Consider the following 17550-nt stretch of genomic DNA (forward strand, 5'->3'; position numbering starts at 1 on the left):
GTCTTTTTTTTGTTGAAGTGTATCCTTACCAACGATGAGCTTTTGCATTACTTCGCAAGATGATGTTCGTTTGAGACATCTCTGTATGTCCATTTACTTGGGACTTTGAACGCTTCGGTCTCGTCCAGTTGTGGCGGAATAGTTCTGAATGCTGATCTACATGATTTTTATCATTCATCATAATCACCTCAAGGATAGGATACTTTCACAAGATATTTGCGGTGAAATATCTCTCTTATAGAATGGGGTAAAAAAGAAGAAATACACCTAACACTTTTAACCATACATATAAAAGCAGTGCCTATTCATAAACTACAGAAGGCAACTTCTAACTTTAGGTTAAGCTTCGGATTTATAAGGGAAAAACTGCCTTAGTGGGGACTAAGGCAGTTTTTGCTGGAGGGATTAAACTTCAATAATGATGGGAAGAATCATAGGTCTTCTTTTCGTTTGGTTATATAAGAACTGTCCAAGGGTGGTCTTAATTTCTTTTTTCATGATGTTCCATTGGTGAACGTGCGCTTTTTGCAATTGATTTACAATTTTAGTCACTTGTCGATTAACGTCTTTTAATAGCTGCTCTGAGTCTCTTGTATAAACAAAACCTCGCGAAATTGTATCTGGACCCGACACAATTTTTCCTTCCGTTTTATTTAAAGTAATCACAATAACCAGCATACCATCTTCTGAAAGCTGTTTGCGGTCACGTAAAACCGCATTTCCAACATCCCCAATGCCAAACCCATCTACATATACATTGCCTGCAGAGATTTTTCTTGTTTGAACAGCTGTTCCGCCCTTGATGTCGACAATATCACCGTTATTTATAATAAAAATGTTCGCTTTTTCCACCCCTACGGATTCTGCTAATAAGCTGTGGTGATGAAGCATTCGAAACTCACCGTGAATGGGGATAAAATACTTTGGCTTCATCAATGTAGCCATTAATTTTAGCTCTTCTTGATAGCCATGTCCTGATACGTGCATGCCTGTTGCGCTTCCTGAACCGTAAATCACATGAGCCCCGAGTGTGAAAAGACTGTCGACAATACGAGAGATATTACGTTCATTGCCAGGAATAGGCCCTGCTGATAAAATGACCGTGTCTTCAGGAGCAATCTCTACTTGTCGGTGATTTCCGCTGGCTAATCTAGATAGAGCGGCCATCGGCTCGCCTTGGCTTCCAGTGCAGAGAATAGCGACTTGTTCAGGCGCAAGTGAATGTACTTCATAAGGTTCAATCAGCATCCCTTCAGGAATGGTTAAATATCCTTTCTCTAAGGCAACTGATACAACGTTAACCATGCTTCTTCCTAGCAGCGCAAGCTTTCTGTTCGTTTTAATCGCTGCATCGACAATTTGCTGTACGCGGTTAACATTTGAGGCGAAAGTAGAAATAATCACTTTTCGCTTTGCTTTACGAAAAGCTTCTTCTATATGTTTGCCAACTAGCTTTTCTGAAGGTGTAAATCCGGGGCGTTCAGCATTTGTACTTTCTGATATTAAAGCCAGTACACCTTCACTGCCGATTTTCGCCATTTTATGAAGATCTGGATATTGGTCGTTAACAGGAGTTAAATCAAACTTAAAATCTCCCGTATGTACAACAGCTCCTTCAGGCGTATGAAAGACAATTCCAAGACAATCTGGAATGCTGTGATTCGTTTTAAAAAAAGAAAGCGGAATATTGCCTAATGTAATTTCTGACTCTTCGTTGATTTCAATAAGCTCCGTCTCAGCAGATAATTGATGTTCCTGCAGTTTAATATCGATTAATCCGAGTGTAAGGCTTGTTGCATAAATGGGGAGGCTTAACTGTTTTAGAAGATAAGGAATACCTCCGATATGATCTTCATGACCATGCGTAACAACCAGTGCTCGAACTTTTTCTCGGTTCTCTTGCAAGTATGTAATATCAGGTATGATCAAATCAATTCCTAATAAACTTTCGTCAGGGAATTTAGAGCCACAGTCAATTACAATGATGTCATCATCATATTGAACGGCATACATATTTTTTCCTATTTCATTAATGCCCCCTAAAGCAAAAATGGATAGTGTGTTTCTATTTATACTCACACTTAGTTCCTCCTATATTTTCAAAATGAATATGCAGAATTTCTACTCTTAGTATGAACATTTATTTCTGGTGCATTCTGTTAAATATGGAGATTTTATTTTTATTCAATATGAGGATGCAAGCAAAAAGAAAAGAAAGTCATTTTCCTAATACTACCTCTTATTTTCTTTTTATAACTCCATAAAATATAGACGTTATACATGGAGGTGGATGAAATGAGTAAACAAAATAAAAGCACAAACCAAGGAGTCAGCAGCAGTGCAGCAGCTTCTGTTGATAATGTGAATAAAAATATTTTATCAAACGATATTCATACAGATGAGCTTCAAAAAGCAAAAGCAAGTCGTCATAACAAATAAAAGAGTGACAGACAAAAGAGCAGCTTTGAGCTGCTCTGGATAAAATAGAGATAGGGAAGTGAAAAAACGTGTCAGAACACAAAAATTCTCAGTATAAAGAAGAAAATAAGTCAACGCCTAGTCGTCCTCTTGAATATAAAGAACGCGCAAACGAATCAAAGAGTACACGTCAAATGCTGCGCAGTATTCTCGAATATTCAAGTCGTTATCGTTAACAAATTTTACATATAATCATGGGCATATTTAAAAGGGAATGTCTCGACAAATATAAGGTATAAAGAACCTTTTTTGAAAAAATATATATTATTTACAATAAATTTAAAAAAATCATAAATGAACCTGCTATAATCCTCTTGAAAAGACAAGCGTTGCAAAAATTTGAGGGGAGAATTTTATATGCGGAAAAAATATAATCGCGTAGGTTATGCCGTTTTGACAATGTGTACAGCTTTATCTATCTCACTGCCTTTTACTACTCATCCAGCATCAGCAGAAAGCGCTGCTGACCCTGCACCAGAAATTAAAGCTTCTGTTGTAAATGAAAACAATGGTAAAAAAATCTTGTTTGATAATACCCATGGTCAAACGGCGGGTACAGCAGATTGGGTTATTGACGGAGGTTTTTCTGATTTTGGGAAAGGGCTGGCTGGCAGCGGGTTTGATGTAAAAGAGCTGCGGAAATCTACGCCGATTACATACAGTGACCTTAGCGGCTATAGTGTGTTTGTTGTGCCAGAAGCAAATATTCCGTATAAATCTTCTGAACAAGCTGCCCTTTTACAATATGTTCAGAACGGGGGAAGCGTCTTCTTTATTGCTGATCATTACAATGCAGACCGAAACAAAAACCGCTGGGATTCTTCAGAAGTTTTTAACGGGTACCGTCGTGGAGCATGGACAAACCCAGCAAAAGGCATGACAACGGAAGAAGCAAACTCTGAGGCAATGCAAAACGTAACAAGTTCTGACTGGTTAGCAAGTAACTTTGGTGTTCGCTTTCGCTATAATGCCATTGGTGATGTGACAGCCAATGATATTGTATCTCCTTCTCAAGCATTCGGTATTACGCTAGGTGTTTCCACCGTTGCTATGCATGCAGGTTCTACGGTTGCAATTACGGACCCAAACAAAGCAAAAGGAATTGTGTATCTTCCTAAGACAACGGCAAAATGGTCAAATGCTGTAGATCAAGGAGTGTATAACGGAGGGGGAAGAGCAGAAGGTCCTTTTGCTGCTGTTTCAAAAGTAGGGGCAGGTAAAGCTGCTTTTATAGGAGATTCTTCACCAGTTGAAGATGCTACACCAAAATATAAACGAGAAGATACAGGATCTTCTAAAACCACATATGACGGATTTAAGGAACAAGACGATTCTACACTGCTTGTAAATATGGTCAATTGGTTAGCGAAGCAAGAAAGCTATATTTCTTTGAATCAAGTATCAGGACTTCAATTGGATCAAGCTACAGCATTACTTTCGTCGGAAACGCCAAGTCAGTCCACTGAGCCTCAGCCAGAACCATGGTCAGCACCTACAGCAGGGTATAAATGGTACGATACGTCAACTTTTGCATCTGGTTCATATGGTTATAAAGGTGGAACTACGCAACCACCAACTGCTAGTGCTTACACATTTGAACATCAAGCCATTTTACCAACGAGCGGCGTATTCCAAATACGCGTAAAGGTAAGCGGGCTTTCAGCTAACACTGCGTACAGCACGTTTAATCTAGGTGTATATAACGGATCGGGAACTCAAATTGCTAAAGTCCAAAACGCAGATGGAAGCTGGCCGTCATCCTATGGATACAGCAGCAATTTTTCAATTACAACGGACGCAGCTGGAAATGGAGAAAAGGTTGTAAATGTCCAACTAAATCCAAGTGCAGCGGGGAGTGCTAATCTCCGTTTACGCCAAAGCAGTACGAACGCATATACAGAAGCTGTAACGGTAGGGAACGTAGCGGTTGAACCACTGCCTTAATAATAGTGAAAGCAAGCACTTGTGCTTGCTTTTTTGTTGTTGTATTTCCTATCTTTGAGGTTAAAGAAACGTCAGAGGAGAGGCTTATCCATAAAGGAGAAATATGATATCTTAGAAGAAAGAATGAAGTAAAAGGAGTCAGCTAATATGTCTAAATATAAAGAATTAGAGACAGGTTATCTAATGGATAAAATTAAAGAATACAAAGAATTAATTTGGAGAGTAGGGCCAGGAAGTGAAAGAACAATAGAAGCTGTTCAAGAGATTCAAGGAATGGAAAAAGAGTTAAAAGCACGGGATGCGGAATTTGAAGCTACGGATTGGAAAGCTTTTACTCAGGAAATAAGAGAGAACTACGATTTTATTTATTAAGAAGACACATTTATCATAATGTGCTTGAGATAAATATCTCCAAGTAGAAGGCTTTCTGCTTTCTACTTGGAAACGATAAAAGTAGTATGAAGACGATTAAGAAAAATGATCCAGTATCAATGAAGCAAGTAATCCAAGTGCAGCAATCAATCCTGTAATAGAACCTCCTTCTTCATAGGCCTCTGGCATCATTGTAGAACCTACCATAGCAATAATACCACCGCCGGCAAAAGCAGCAATAGCAGCCATAAGTGTCTCAGATGCATGATCTAAAAAAACAAAGCCTGTCCATGAACTAAAAGCTGAAATGAACAAAACAGCTGCCCATAGTAAAAAAATTTTCCTCTTAGAGAATCCACTTTTTACTAGACCGGTCGTACTGGACAGTCCTTCAGGAATATTACTTATAAAAATAGCGATAACAAGAAGCCAGCTAACGGTTGCTTTTTCAATTAAGCTAGCTCCAATCATAATGGACTCTGGGATTGCATCCATGACGGTTCCTATAAATATAGCAATTCCAGAACTATTCGCGGCCATTTGTTTTGTAGACCTCTTTCTTTTATTCGCTCCTTGACGTGAAATTAGATAGTCTAAAAAAGTAAAAACGACAGCCCCCGCAAGGAACCCAAGAGAAGTAGCTTTTAACCCGCCGCTATGAACCGAGTCTCCAAGCAGCTCATAGGTAGATGCTCCAATTAATACACCCGTCCCAAAAGCCATAATATAACCAATTATCTTTTTGCCGATAGGCAAAAAAACTGCTGCCAAAGCACCAAGAAGGACAGCTGATCCTGAAATTCCGCCCCACATCGCAGCTTGCCACATGAAAAATCCCTCCTCATCTCTATTTTCTATGGATACTTTCCCTAAGAAAAGAAAGAAAAAACGTAAAAGTAGAAAAAAGGAATTTATTCGATTAAGTAATGGTTTCATTTCGTTATCCTTGAGAAAGAGAGTGTTCCAGCATCCAAGCTGAGACTATATTTATTTTAATATTCATAAAATTTTAATTATACTGAAATAAAAAACTATTTTACGAAAATGACTGATTTGACAGAGGTAAATGGTTTACTTAAGTGTTTTTCTGAAAAAAACAATTGTATTTCTGAGGAAAATTTATTATTATAAAATAAGTAATTATACAGTCGAATAGCTAAAAATAGAAAAAATAGTTTAGTTGTAAAGGTACTAGGTAAAAATGGAATGATTTAAAAACGACAGCTGTTCCATCAGAAACAGAAAGTATCTTTCCTAACAGAGCTATAGCAAGTTTAGGAGGAGGAAATGGAATGGCAGACAAAGAGTTAAAAAGAGGCTTAGAATCTCGTCACATTCAAATGATCGCGCTTGGTGGAACAATTGGCGTTGGATTATTTATGGGATCAGCAAGCACGATTCAATGGACAGGTCCATCGGTATTGCTTGCTTACGCAATTTGCGGAATGTTTATTTTCTTTATTATGCGTGCTATGGGCGAAATGCTGTACATGGAACCAAGCACAGGTTCATTCGCTACATTTGGCCACAAATATATTCATCCATTAGCAGGTTATATGGCTGCTTGGAGTAACTGGTTTCAATTTGTAATCGTAGGGATGTCCGAAATTATAGCGGTAGGAGCATATATGCATTACTGGTTCCCTCATTTACCAGCTTGGGTGCCTGGTATTATCGCCATGTTGATTTTAGGCACAGCAAACTTAGTTTCAGTGAAATCATTTGGAGAGTTTGAATTTTGGTTTGCGATGATTAAAATTGTAACGATTATTTTAATGATTATCGCAGGACTTGGATTAATTTTCTTTGGATTTGGAAATGGTGGAGACGCAATCGGGTTATCAAATCTTTGGGCACACGGAGGCTTCTTTGCAGGCGGATGGTCAGGCTTTTTCTTCGCGCTATCTCTTGTTATTGCAGCTTATCAAGGAGTCGAGCTAATTGGGATTACAGCTGGTGAAGCAAAGGATCCTAAAAAAACGTTAAGAAACGCAATTCAAAGCATCATCTGGCGCATTTTAATTTTTTATATTGGCGCTATTTTCGTCATCGTGACGGTATATCCTTGGAATGAGTTAGATTCTTTAGGAAGTCCATTTGTATCTACATTTGCTAAAGTTGGTGTTACGGCAGCTGCAGGTATCATTAACTTTGTAGTCATTACGGCAGCGATGTCAGGCTGTAATAGCGGAATCTTTAGTGCAGGACGCATGCTTTATACGCTCGGTGTAAACGGTCAAGCACCTAAATTCTTTACAAAAATTTCTCGCAACGGCGTTCCAATTTACAGTACGCTCGCTGTTATGATTGGATTAGTAATTGGTGTTATTTTAAACTACATCGCTCCACCTAATGTATTTGTTTATGTATACAGTGCTAGCGTGCTTCCTGGTATGATTCCTTGGTTCATTATTCTTATCAGCCAAATTCGTTTCCGTAAAGCTAAAGGTGCTGAAATGGATAGTCATCCTTTCAAAATGCCTTTTGCGCCTGTAACGAACTATGTAACCATTGCTTTTCTACTAATGGTGCTTGTAGGCATGTGGTTTAATGATGAAACGCGTATTTCACTTATTGTAGGGGTTATTTTCCTCGCTCTCGTTGTCATTAGTTTTTACGCATTCGGAATCAATAAACGTATGATACCTGATACAGAGAACGGTCAAATAAAGAAATAAATATGCTTTTTCATAATCGAAAAGCAAAACAAAAAAACGGCTGATAAAAGCCGTTTTTTTGTTTTGCTTAAATAAAAGACATAAGAAAAAATGTCATTAAATGCACAAAACGAAATACTCGTTCAAATGCAGGAGGAGAACGAGGAAGCGGGAGATGTTATTGATGTATTTATGAAAGAGTATAAAACAGAAGAAATTATTGAATAGCACGTAATTGAGAAGAATATTGAGTGGTTTTGTTGAATAAATAAAAAGAAAACACCTTTATTTTTTATTGAAAAAGAAACGGACGTAAGAAAACTTCTTGTTTATCAAGAAGTTTCTTTTGTATCTGAACATTAGTTTGTATACGCAGGTAGGGGAGAGGTGATGAAGGTGAAAAAAATTGGTGAAGGTCACGTCTTTTTTATTATTCTCGGAGGCCTGTTTATTTTAATAGGTACACTCTTTGCAAATACTTCTGTTTATTTTCTCATCTCCGGATGGATAGCAGCTGTCTGTTGTTTAGGAATCAGTGCTGTACTAAAGAAAGGAAAAACAAAATCAGTCAGTAAAGAAGATGAGCAATAATAATTTTTATATAAAGATGGAAATTAAATATATGAAAAGGAAGAATGGATATCCATTCTTCCTTAAGTCATGGTGTGTATGAAATTGTCTTAGAAACGTCCGCCGCCAAGTTGTTGCTCAGCTAATTGTACAAGACGTTTTGTGATTTCGCCGCCTACTGATCCGTTTGCACGTGCAGTAGTGTCAGCTCCTAAATTTACTCCGAACTCGCTAGCGATTTCATATTTCATTTGATCGATTGCTTGTTCAGCTCCGTATACTAATAATTCATTATTATTGCTGCTTTTATTGTTTGCCATTGTATTCAACTCCTTTCTGTAACGTTAAGGTGTGAATAAAGGAAGAAGAATATGCAACAAACTGATATTTATTTTATAAAAAACATATTTTTACGTCGTTTGCCCTTCTAGAAGCTTAACAGGAAGACAGATTTCACGGGGGACATTACTAAATTCTCCTTCAATTTCTTTTAGTAAAATATCAATGGCTGTTTGAGCAATCGATTCGATTGGCTGTTGAATTGTAGTTAGGCCAGGTAACAAAGTCTGACTGGCTTCTGTTCCATCATAGCCCACGATTTTTAAATCTTTTGGGATGCATTTTCCTCTTTTTTGTGCTTCAGCAACTACTAAAGCTGCAAGTAAGTCATCGCTTGCAAAAATACCGTCTACTTCCGGATGTTCTTCAAAAACCTTAGAAATAGTTTCTCGCTGAATGTTGCGGTCAAAGGTATTTGAAATCTCATACGTGATAGGCTGTTTTCCGTACTGTTTCATCACGTTTTCATATGCTTTCCTTCTTAAGTTAGCTGGAGTTTCAAGTTTAAGGGGACCGTTAATATGAATAATATGCTTACAATCTTTTGAAATAAGCAATTCCGTGGCTTGTTCTCCTCCAGAATAGTTATCAGAAGATACGGTAGGAATATCTTTTGATAAATAATGATCGACTGCTACTACAGGAAGGCTTTGACTTTCGGAATCAAAAATACCTCTATTATAAGTAACGGCAATAACACCGTCTACCTGATTTCTGATAAGCATTTCTACATATTTTTTTTCTTTATCAATGCGATTCAGACTGTTACAAAGAAGTACTTTGTAGTTAAGGGAAGCACATATACTTTCAATATGAAAGGCTAACTCTCCGAAAAAAGGGTTGCTCGTTTGCGGGACAATCATCCCGATTAAATTTGTTCGCTTATTAAATAATGAACGCGCAATATCATTTGGGAAATAATTAATTTCTTTCATTGCTTTATAGACATTTTCTCGCGTTTCTTTGCTTATGTAACCACGGTTATTTAATACACGAGAAACTGTAGTCGGTGAAACACCTGCAATTTTTGCTACATCACTAATTTTGGCTTTCATCTAGTTTCCTCCTAATTTCTCCAAAACCTTGCTTTTATAGTATATATCTGCTGTGGAAAAGCCTTAAAATAAATGCAATCAAGCAAGCAGCTTTCCAGTCGCTACGTTTTATTTTGATACATAAAAATCTATGTAAGGATTGTAAACGGTTTATTGAACAACTTAAACATACCACAAAGCCCACTTTTACGCCTAATACAAGCTTTTTGCAATATAAAATGTGAAACCGGTTGACATATGAAACCGGTTGACATAAAATCAAGTTGAAAGTGCTTTCATTTTGTTAGATAAAAGATTTTATATCTTAAGCTAAAGGGGTAACTAAAATGAAAAGTTCAAAAAGTTTATATTGGAAGCTGAGTGCATATTTTTTCTTCTTCTTTTTTACGTGGTCGTCGAGCTACTCTTTATTTTCTATCTGGTTAGGGCAAGAGATTAAGTTGAACGGATCAGCTACAGGCTTAATCTTTTCTGTAAACGCTATCTTTGCATTGTGTATGCAGCCTTTGTACGGATATATATCTGACAGGATAGGTTTAAAGAAACACATTTTATTTTTTATTAGCTGTCTTTTAGTGTTTGTAGGACCATTTTATATTTTTGTTTATGGGCCCTTACTTCAATACAATGTGTTGATAGGAGCTATTATTGGAGGCTTATATTTAGGAGTAGCGTTTTTGGCGGGCATCGGAGCGATTGAAACATACATAGAGAAAGTCAGCCGAAAATATAAATTTGAGTACGGGAAATCTAGAATGTGGGGGTCATTAGGCTGGGCTGCAGCTACATTCTTTGCAGGACAACTATTTAACATTAATCCTCATATTAATTTTTGGGTGGCATCCGTTTCAGCGGTTATCCTAGTGGCTATTATTTTTTCTGTGAAGGTAGAAATGAGCAGCTATGAAATGGAAAAAGCTGAATCTGTCACGCTGAGAGATGTAGGTAATTTATTCTTATTGAAGGAATTTTGGTTTTTTATGATTTATGTTGTTGGCGTTACGTGCGTGTATGGGGTATACGATCAGCAATTTCCTATCTATTACGCATCTTTGTTTCCTACTGAATCGATAGGTAATCAAGTATTTGGCTACTTAAATTCGTTTCAAGTATTTTTAGAAGCCGGAATGATGTTCGCAGCACCGTTTATTGTAAATAAGATCGGTGCAAAAAATAGTTTGATTTTAGCAGGGTTTCTAATGGGATTTCGTATTATTGGGTCAGGACTTGTGGTTGGTCCAATTGGAATATCTTCGATGAAGCTTATTCATGCATTAGAACTTCCTATTATGCTCATTGCCATCTTTAAATATTTGGCAGCTAACTTTGACACGCGCCTATCTTCTATCCTTTATTTGGTTGGATTCCAATTCGCTTCACAAATAGGTGCTTCAGTTCTTTCACCCATAGCGGGAGGATTATATGATAGCGTAGGCTTTTCCCGTACCTATTTAATTATGGGAGGTATGGTTTTGGTATTTAACGTTATTTCCATGTTTACACTACTAAACTCTAAAAAACATAAGTTTATAAGAAAAGATGTACAAGAAAACACGCAGATTATATAGGGGGATATGATGATGTTAACGATAAATAAAATCGAGCAAGCTCAACGTTCATTAAATGAAGCAGAGAAAAAGGTAAATCATCAATATCGGTTAGGGTATCATATTATGGCGCCAGCGAACTGGATTAATGATCCGAATGGGTTGGTTCAGTATAAAGGAGAATATCATGTTTTTTATCAACATCATCCTTATGACGAGAATTGGGGACCGATGCATTGGGGACATGTCAAAAGCAAAGATCTTGTTCATTGGCAGCATTTACCGATTGCTTTAGCTCCTGGAGATACATTTGATAAAGATGGATGTTTTTCTGGAAGTGCCGTGGATAACCAAGGAGAGCTTACGCTAATTTATACAGGACATAATTATATAGACAAAGAGCTGGATACTTTTTTTCAAAACCAAAATATAGCTGTTAGTAAAGACGGCATTACCTTTGAAAAAGTAGAGGTCAACCCAGTTATTGCGGAGCCGCCGGCAGATAGTTCTCATCATTTTCGAGACCCTAAAGTATGGAAGCACGAGGATTTCTGGTATATGATTCTAGGAAACTCAACAAAGAAACAAGAGGGACGCGTTATTTTATACCGGTCTTCAAATTTACGAAAATGGGAATATGTTGGCGTCCTTGCTAAAAGCGATGGAGATCTAGGATATATGTGGGAGTGTCCGGACTTCTTTGAGTTAGACGGAAAGCATGTGTTAATGATTTCTCCTCAAGGGATAGAAGCAAAAGGTGATTCCTATCACAACCTTTTCCAAACAGGATATTTAGTTGGAGAATATAGTTATGAAACCAATACCTTTCATCATGGGTCATTTACTGAATTAGATCACGGCCACGATTTTTATGCTGTTCAAACGCTTTTAGATGATAAAGGAAGACGAATTGCAATCGGGTGGATGGACATGTGGGAAGCTAATATGCCAACGAAAGAGGATGGATGGTGCGGTGCGCTAACGCTTCCGAGAGAACTAACTTTAAGAGAGGATAAAGTGTTAATGAACCCCGTCCAAGAGCTGACATCACTTCGGAAAACTCAATATAATATGCTAACCAATAAAGCTCTTTCTGAAAGCTATGTAGTAGAAGTAAATGAAGATTTGCTAGAGATACAAGCTGTATTTGATTTAGCGGACTGCCAAGCTTCATCAGTAGGAATAAAAATTTGTGGAATAAACAATGAAGAAACGCTTATGTGTTATAACCTTAATGAGCAAAAGCTAGTGCTTGACTGTACTCACTCGGGAAAAGAAGATGGAGTGAGGAAAGTAGCGTTGCAAGCAGGTGAGACACTAGCTTTACGAATATTTGTGGATCGTTCTTCCATCGAAGTATTTGCAAACGAAGGACAAGCTACCATGACAAGCCGCATTTATCCAAAAGAAAGCAGGCTTGGAATTGAGTTATTTACTGAAGGAGGAGACGTAATCGTAAAAGAGTTAACATATTGGAATTTAAAAGATATTTGGGGGTAAAATACAGAGGAAGAAGTATATTAATACTTCTTCTTTTTTGAGCATTTAATAGCTCGTCAACAAAGTGGCGGTATATAAATGGATAAGGCACTTTAGATTAAAAGTACGAGCAAATACGATATAATAGTAAAAGAGATAATGAATGAAAGAGAAACTGTCCTGCTCTAAGATGCCCAAAAGAAAGCAGGATAGAGCAGGGCTGCTGCACTTATAAAACCACGATCAGTAAAGAAAAGAGTTATGTTTTAAGACACAAGAAGAAAAGGAGATACGATGACTAATCAAAAAGAAACAGGATGGAATTTACGTAATAGCTATGCGGAGTTACCAAACATTTTTTTTACGCCTCTTGATCCTAATCCAGTGAGTTCACCTAAAATAGTCAAATTTAACGACTCTTTAGCCGCATCTCTAGGGTTACAAAAAGAACAGCTGCAAAGCCAAGAAGGAGTTAGCATTTTGGCTGGAAACAGTGTTCCAAAAGGTGCTTTCCCGCTTGCACAAGCTTATGGGGGGCATCAATTTGGCCACTTTAACATGCTAGGAGACGGACGGGCTATGCTGATAGGGGAGCAAGTTACGCCTTCGGGTGAACGAGTGGATCTTCAGCTTAAAGGCTCAGGCCGAACTCCGTATTCCCGGGGTGGAGACGGTCGTGCAGCTCTGGGACCTATGCTGCGTGAGTATATGATTAGTGAGGCGATGCAGGCCCTTGGTATTCCGACTACTCGGAGCCTGGCAGTCGTAACAACAGGCGAATCCATTGTTCGCGAAAAAGAACTGCCGGGGGCGATTTTGACGCGTGTAGCTTCCAGTCACCTTCGTTTTGGCACATTTCAATTTGCTGCAAAATGGGGAACAGTCGAAAACCTTCAAGCTTTAGCTGACTATGCATTAGAACGTCACTTCTCCCACATAGAAAAGAATGAAAAAAAATATTTATCATTGCTTCAAGAAGTGATTAAGCGTCACGCTACCCTAGTTGCTAAATGGCAGCTTATTGGTTTTATTCATGGCGTCATGAATACGGATAATATGACAATTAGCGGAGAAACAATTGATTATGGGCCATGTGCATTTATGGATACCTATGATCCAGAAACTGTATTTAGTTCAATTGATGTACAAGGGCGCTATGCATATCAAAATCAACCAGGCATTACAGGGTGGAATCTTGCGAGGTTTGCTGAAGCTTTATTACCTCTGTTGGATCAAGATATAGAAAAAGCAGTTGAAATAGCACAAAACGCCGTGACGGAATTTCCAAAATTCTATCGAGAAAACTGGCTGGCGGGTATGCAGGCTAAACTTGGGCTTTTTAACGAAGAAAAAGAAGATGAAGCATTATTCCAAGAGCTTCTTACCATGATGAAAACCTATAAAGCTGACTATACAAATACATTTCGTGCATTAACTTTCAATAAGCTAGGAAAGAGTGAACTGTTTGAAAGCGAAGAATTTGCACAGTGGCAGGAGTTATGGCAGAAAAGACTAGGCAGACAAAAACAATCTAAAGCAGAGTCGGAAGAGCTTATGAAACATAACAATCCCGCTGTCATTCCTCGAAATCACCGAGTAGAAGCAGCGCTAGATGCAGCACAAAAAGGAGACTACAGCGTTATGGAAGATCTTCTAGAAGTGCTTTCTAGCCCATATGAATCGCCGGATCAGTTAGAGTATTGTACACCGTCTGCTCCGTCTAATCAGCCTTATCAAACGTACTGCGGCACTTGATGAATTCGTTAATAAATCTATAAAATTCTAGAGTTTAAAAAGATGCTGCTTTTTGGGAGCATCTTTTTGGGTTTAATCGGTTCTTAGCACATGATAAATATCTTACTAGTCTAATTAATTGTACATTTTAGTTCTTAAAAGGTCTTTTGAAAAATCCTCATAAAAATATGATAAAATCGGATAGGATATATATTTCGAGGAAGGAAAGTGTTTTTTTATGATTATTGGTAACGAACAGGATTTAGAAAGTTTACGCAAAATTGGACGTATCGTTGCACTTGCGCGCGAAGAAATGAAAAAACAAGCAAAAGCAGGTATGACAACAAAAGAGCTTGATATGATCGGTAAAAAAATATTAGATGAACACGGTGCTATTTCTGCACCTGAAAAAGAATATAATTTCCCAGGTGTAACGTGCATTAGTGTCAACGAAGAAGTGGCTCACGGTATTCCGGGAGACCGCGTATTAAAAGATGGCGATTTAGTAAATGTGGATGTATCCGCAGTACTTGATGGCTATTATTCGGATACGGGTATTTCATTTGTTATTGGGCAAGACGAAGAAAAAGAAAAGCTGTGTCAAGCTGCAGTAGATGCATTTTGGGCAGCTATGAAAAAAGTAAAAGCTGGTTCAAAACAAAATCAAATTGGTCGTGCTGTTTCTAACTTTGCACACCAAAACGGATATGCTGTTATTGAAAACTTAACGGGTCATGGTGTTGGCCGCAGCTTGCATGACGCTCCTAACCACATTTTAAACTATTATGATCCAATGGATAAAGCCCTCTTGAAAAAAGGTCTTGTTATTGCTGTAGAGCCGTTTATCTCTATGAAGGCTGATCATATCATTGAACGCGGAGACGACGGCTGGACGTTTGTTACACCTGATAATAGTCTTGTAGCACAATGTGAACATACGATTGTTGTAACAAACGGTGAACCGATTATTTTAACTGAACTATAATCAAGTTTCTCTGTAGATTTCGGTAACAAAAAAGCTACTTCACTTAGCAATGTTTTTTCGTTGCATTATAGTGAGGTAGCTTTTTTATTACTATGTAATGAATGACTATTATATTGACTTGCTTTGTTCATACAACGTTTGAAAGATAGTGTAATTGAATATGCTCAAGGGAATGCTAAGTATAAATCGAAATGAAAAGGGGTATGAAATGTGGAATATGTAGGAAGAGAAGCGATTGTAAGTGAACTGACTCATCATATGGATGACATTTTAAACAAATATAACCTTCAAGGCGTCTCCGTATATGAAGAGGAAGGAGAAGGTAATCACTATTATCTTGGCTACACAGTAAAAAAGAATGATCATGTGTTTATGGTTAACAGACCTTATCTAAAAGATAAAGACGGGAAATTAGCAGTCGAAAAGCAAGAATGGACTCTTCAAGGTAACGAAGGAGAAACAAACGGATATACTTCACTTGAAGATGCATTTCAAAAAATTGATGAAACCATACATTAAATAATTTTTTGAATTTCAAGTTCAGATTTTTTCTTTGAATGCGTGAATCTGAACAGTAGAGCGCTAATGGCTGTCGTGCTTCTTTCACCTATACTATCTAACTTTTCTTTGCTATAAAGTCTAGAAAATTACATGTAATAAAAAATTGTTTTTTTTTAGGTTTTACTATATAAATACGGGGTACACATATAGTACAGCAGCTATCATGCAAATGGTTGTTGTGAAAGGTTAAATACTTAGCGTTTGAAGGGACTGATTAGTTTTGAAAGGCTTAACAGCGACTTCAGCAAATGTATTACCGCAAATTGAAAGTAGATATCCGTATCTCACGCAAGGCACTTTGGTTATGAACCGATATACGTAACGAAAGGGCCTGACTAGGCAAACAAAGGAAAGACTGAATCAACGAGAAGAAGCCTGCATCTAAACATGTAGGCTTCTTCTTTTTTACAGATGAAACTAAGACGATGAATGAGTACATAACAGGTATACATTAAGAAGATTCAGATTCAGTCCATTTTTCGTGCACGTTTTTCTTGAAAAAAGGTCATAAGTTGAAGATACTGTATATAACTATGTAAAAGAATTTTTGAATACAAAATAGTAAATCTGCTTGAGGTGAAAATGATGAGAAAAGCAAATAAAAGTGAATTTCTGTGGAATACGTTAGACGGCTGGCTTTTTATCCCTAGGAACATTCCTTTACTATTTCTTTTTGTATTTCTCTTAGGGGTTTCTTACCTAGGTTGGGTTAAGCTGTTTCATAAATTCGTTTAGGTACGCCAATGAGCTGAAACAAAAAACTGTTTCAGCTTATTGGCGTACTGATTGATTTATTTTATGTATATCTGTACCTTAATTTACCTAAGTTATTCATTCCATCCTTTGCACACATCAACGCATTTTAAGCATTTCGAAAATTCTTCTAGTTCGGGTATTGTTAATTCAATTGCACTATTTCCACTTCCACAGGCAGGGAAAACGGTAACAAAACGTTTCAGAGATTCATCTAGATACACGTGAACACCTTCATTAACGGCAAATGGGCATACTCCGCCTACGGCATGACCAATCAGCGTTTCTACTTCACTTGCTCCAAGCATTTTTGCTTTGGTTCCAAACTCTTCTTTATATTTTCGATTATCAATTTTCGCATCTCCTGCTGCCACAATTAATAGAACGGTTCCTTCTGCGTTAAAAGAAAGACTTTTTGCGATCCGTTGCGGCTCACATTTTAAAGCTTGCGCTGCCAGTTCTACAGTAGCACTGGACTCATCCATTTCAATAATTCGATTCTCCATGCCATATTGTTTAAAATATGCTTTTACTCTTTCAATTGCCATTTTTATATCCATTCCTTTCGTTAACTCTTGCAAATATGTATGATTGCCTTACAGAGGATGTACAGTTTCTCTTTGAAATAAAAAATTCTTATTATTTTGTATATACGGAAATTATACACAACTTCTCAGTTAAAAGCACATATTCGTTTTAATTAAAAAAGTTACGTAGGTAAAGTATTTTTAGCTGATTGAAGCAGGATTACGGAACCCTTTGACGAATGTAACTATGTCGGCTGCGAAAACATAGGCATTAGAACAAAAGATAAATGATGAAATTGAAAAGGCGCAAATGTTCTAGTGAAATGAGGAGAAGGAATGCCAAATTTACACACTATCGTCAGTTTCTTTAGCAGTACATGTATGGCAACGATGAGTATGATTTATTTGTTTTCCCTTGTACCGCGGGCATGGTCTTTTAAATTTCGATTTGGAGCCATGATTGTAGGAATCCCAGTCGGCATTATAATGGGCCAGGTTGCTATGCTGATCGGCTGGCACCATCATTAAAACTTTGAACTTTTTAACAAA

General features: G+C 37.5%; 18 protein-coding genes. 12 read left to right on the forward strand and 6 right to left on the reverse strand.

Translation table 11 applies throughout. From position 1 onward, the window contains the following. Positions 1–25: 25 nt before the first annotated feature. Together AC1VNJ_RS20490 and AC1VNJ_RS20495 are read right to left on the reverse strand one after the other, a co-directional pair. Complete coding sequence (locus AC1VNJ_RS20490) at positions 26–178, reverse strand: YpzG family protein (protein WP_014460817.1); 153 nt, start codon at positions 176–178, stop codon at positions 26–28. A gap of 227 nt (positions 179–405) precedes the next feature. Then, a complete protein-coding gene (locus AC1VNJ_RS20495; protein ID WP_482641222.1) occupies positions 406–2079 on the reverse strand; it encodes a ribonuclease J in 1674 nt (557 codons plus the stop codon). Between the two features lie 216 nt (positions 2080–2295). Here AC1VNJ_RS20495 and AC1VNJ_RS20500 point away from each other — a divergent pair, with 216 nt between their 5' ends. The 4 genes from AC1VNJ_RS20500 to AC1VNJ_RS20515 all read left to right on the forward strand — a co-directional run bounded on the left by AC1VNJ_RS20500 (position 2296) and on the right by AC1VNJ_RS20515 (position 4794). Then, the gene (locus AC1VNJ_RS20500; RefSeq protein WP_165573353.1) at positions 2296–2439 is read left to right on the forward strand and encodes a hypothetical protein; all 144 of its coding nucleotides are present in this window, start codon (positions 2296–2298) and stop codon (positions 2437–2439) included. A 68-nt stretch (positions 2440–2507) separates the two neighbouring features. Next, entirely contained in the window at positions 2508–2654 is a 147-nt protein-coding gene (locus AC1VNJ_RS20505) for a hypothetical protein (RefSeq protein ID WP_155017158.1), read from the forward strand. 181 nt (positions 2655–2835) lie between these two features. Next, positions 2836–4422, forward strand: coding sequence for a type 1 glutamine amidotransferase family protein (locus AC1VNJ_RS20510; protein ID WP_274863566.1), 1587 nt, complete (start codon positions 2836–2838; stop codon positions 4420–4422). A 147-nt stretch (positions 4423–4569) separates the two neighbouring features. Then, a complete protein-coding gene (locus tag AC1VNJ_RS20515; protein ID WP_028413940.1) occupies positions 4570–4794 on the forward strand; it encodes a hypothetical protein in 225 nt (74 codons plus the stop codon). A 96-nt stretch (positions 4795–4890) separates the two neighbouring features. Here AC1VNJ_RS20515 and AC1VNJ_RS20520 read toward each other — a convergent pair whose 3' ends face one another. Further along, positions 4891–5622 carry a ZIP family metal transporter gene (locus AC1VNJ_RS20520; protein WP_033578511.1) on the reverse strand — a complete coding sequence of 244 codons (732 nt, stop codon included), beginning with the start codon at positions 5620–5622 and terminating at the stop codon, positions 4891–4893. A gap of 464 nt (positions 5623–6086) precedes the next feature. On the opposite strand from AC1VNJ_RS20520, the gene AC1VNJ_RS20525 reads away from it, so the two are divergent. Then, on the forward strand, positions 6087–7472 hold the full coding sequence (locus tag AC1VNJ_RS20525) for an amino acid permease (RefSeq protein WP_098113420.1): 1386 nt from the start codon (positions 6087–6089) through the stop codon (positions 7470–7472). A 369-nt stretch (positions 7473–7841) separates the two neighbouring features. Next, positions 7842–8042 (forward strand): hypothetical protein, encoded by a 201-nt coding sequence (locus AC1VNJ_RS20530; protein WP_028413937.1) that lies wholly within the window; start codon positions 7842–7844, stop codon positions 8040–8042. 89 nt (positions 8043–8131) lie between these two features. Here AC1VNJ_RS20530 and AC1VNJ_RS20535 read toward each other — a convergent pair whose 3' ends face one another. Together AC1VNJ_RS20535 and AC1VNJ_RS20540 are read right to left on the reverse strand one after the other, a co-directional pair. After that, positions 8132–8341 carry an alpha/beta-type small acid-soluble spore protein gene (locus tag AC1VNJ_RS20535; RefSeq protein ID WP_013058452.1) on the reverse strand — a complete coding sequence of 70 codons (210 nt, stop codon included), beginning with the start codon at positions 8339–8341 and terminating at the stop codon, positions 8132–8134. 90 nt (positions 8342–8431) lie between these two features. After that, positions 8432–9415, reverse strand: a complete 984-nt coding sequence (locus AC1VNJ_RS20540) for a LacI family DNA-binding transcriptional regulator (protein WP_028413936.1) — start codon at positions 9413–9415, stop codon at positions 8432–8434. A 326-nt stretch (positions 9416–9741) separates the two neighbouring features. Here AC1VNJ_RS20540 and AC1VNJ_RS20545 point away from each other — a divergent pair, with 326 nt between their 5' ends. The 5 genes from AC1VNJ_RS20545 to AC1VNJ_RS20565 all read left to right on the forward strand — a co-directional run bounded on the left by AC1VNJ_RS20545 (position 9742) and on the right by AC1VNJ_RS20565 (position 15679). Continuing rightward, positions 9742–10983, forward strand: a complete 1242-nt coding sequence (locus AC1VNJ_RS20545; protein WP_028413935.1) for an MFS transporter — start codon at positions 9742–9744, stop codon at positions 10981–10983. A gap of 21 nt (positions 10984–11004) precedes the next feature. Further along, the gene (locus AC1VNJ_RS20550; protein ID WP_047751886.1) at positions 11005–12462 is read left to right on the forward strand and encodes a glycoside hydrolase family 32 protein; all 1458 of its coding nucleotides are present in this window, start codon (positions 11005–11007) and stop codon (positions 12460–12462) included. Positions 12463–12735: 273 nt separating this feature from the next. Then, positions 12736–14196, forward strand: coding sequence for a protein adenylyltransferase SelO (locus AC1VNJ_RS20555; RefSeq protein ID WP_482641223.1), 1461 nt, complete (start codon positions 12736–12738; stop codon positions 14194–14196). A 217-nt stretch (positions 14197–14413) separates the two neighbouring features. After that, a complete protein-coding gene (map, locus tag AC1VNJ_RS20560; RefSeq protein ID WP_014460782.1) occupies positions 14414–15160 on the forward strand; it encodes a type I methionyl aminopeptidase in 747 nt (248 codons plus the stop codon). Between the two features lie 210 nt (positions 15161–15370). Next, the gene (locus AC1VNJ_RS20565; RefSeq protein ID WP_028413927.1) at positions 15371–15679 is read left to right on the forward strand and encodes a DUF5634 family protein; all 309 of its coding nucleotides are present in this window, start codon (positions 15371–15373) and stop codon (positions 15677–15679) included. Positions 15680–16548: 869 nt separating this feature from the next. Here AC1VNJ_RS20565 and AC1VNJ_RS20570 read toward each other — a convergent pair. Continuing rightward, positions 16549–17022 carry a YbaK/EbsC family protein gene (locus tag AC1VNJ_RS20570; RefSeq protein ID WP_482641224.1) on the reverse strand — a complete coding sequence of 158 codons (474 nt, stop codon included), beginning with the start codon at positions 17020–17022 and terminating at the stop codon, positions 16549–16551. 315 nt (positions 17023–17337) lie between these two features. Between AC1VNJ_RS20570 and AC1VNJ_RS20575 the strand changes: the two genes are divergently transcribed. Next, a complete protein-coding gene (locus tag AC1VNJ_RS20575) occupies positions 17338–17529 on the forward strand; it encodes a hypothetical protein (protein WP_033578521.1) in 192 nt (63 codons plus the stop codon). Positions 17530–17550 lie beyond the last annotated feature (21 nt).

Source organism: Priestia sp. 3CA3, from assembly GCF_056836725.1.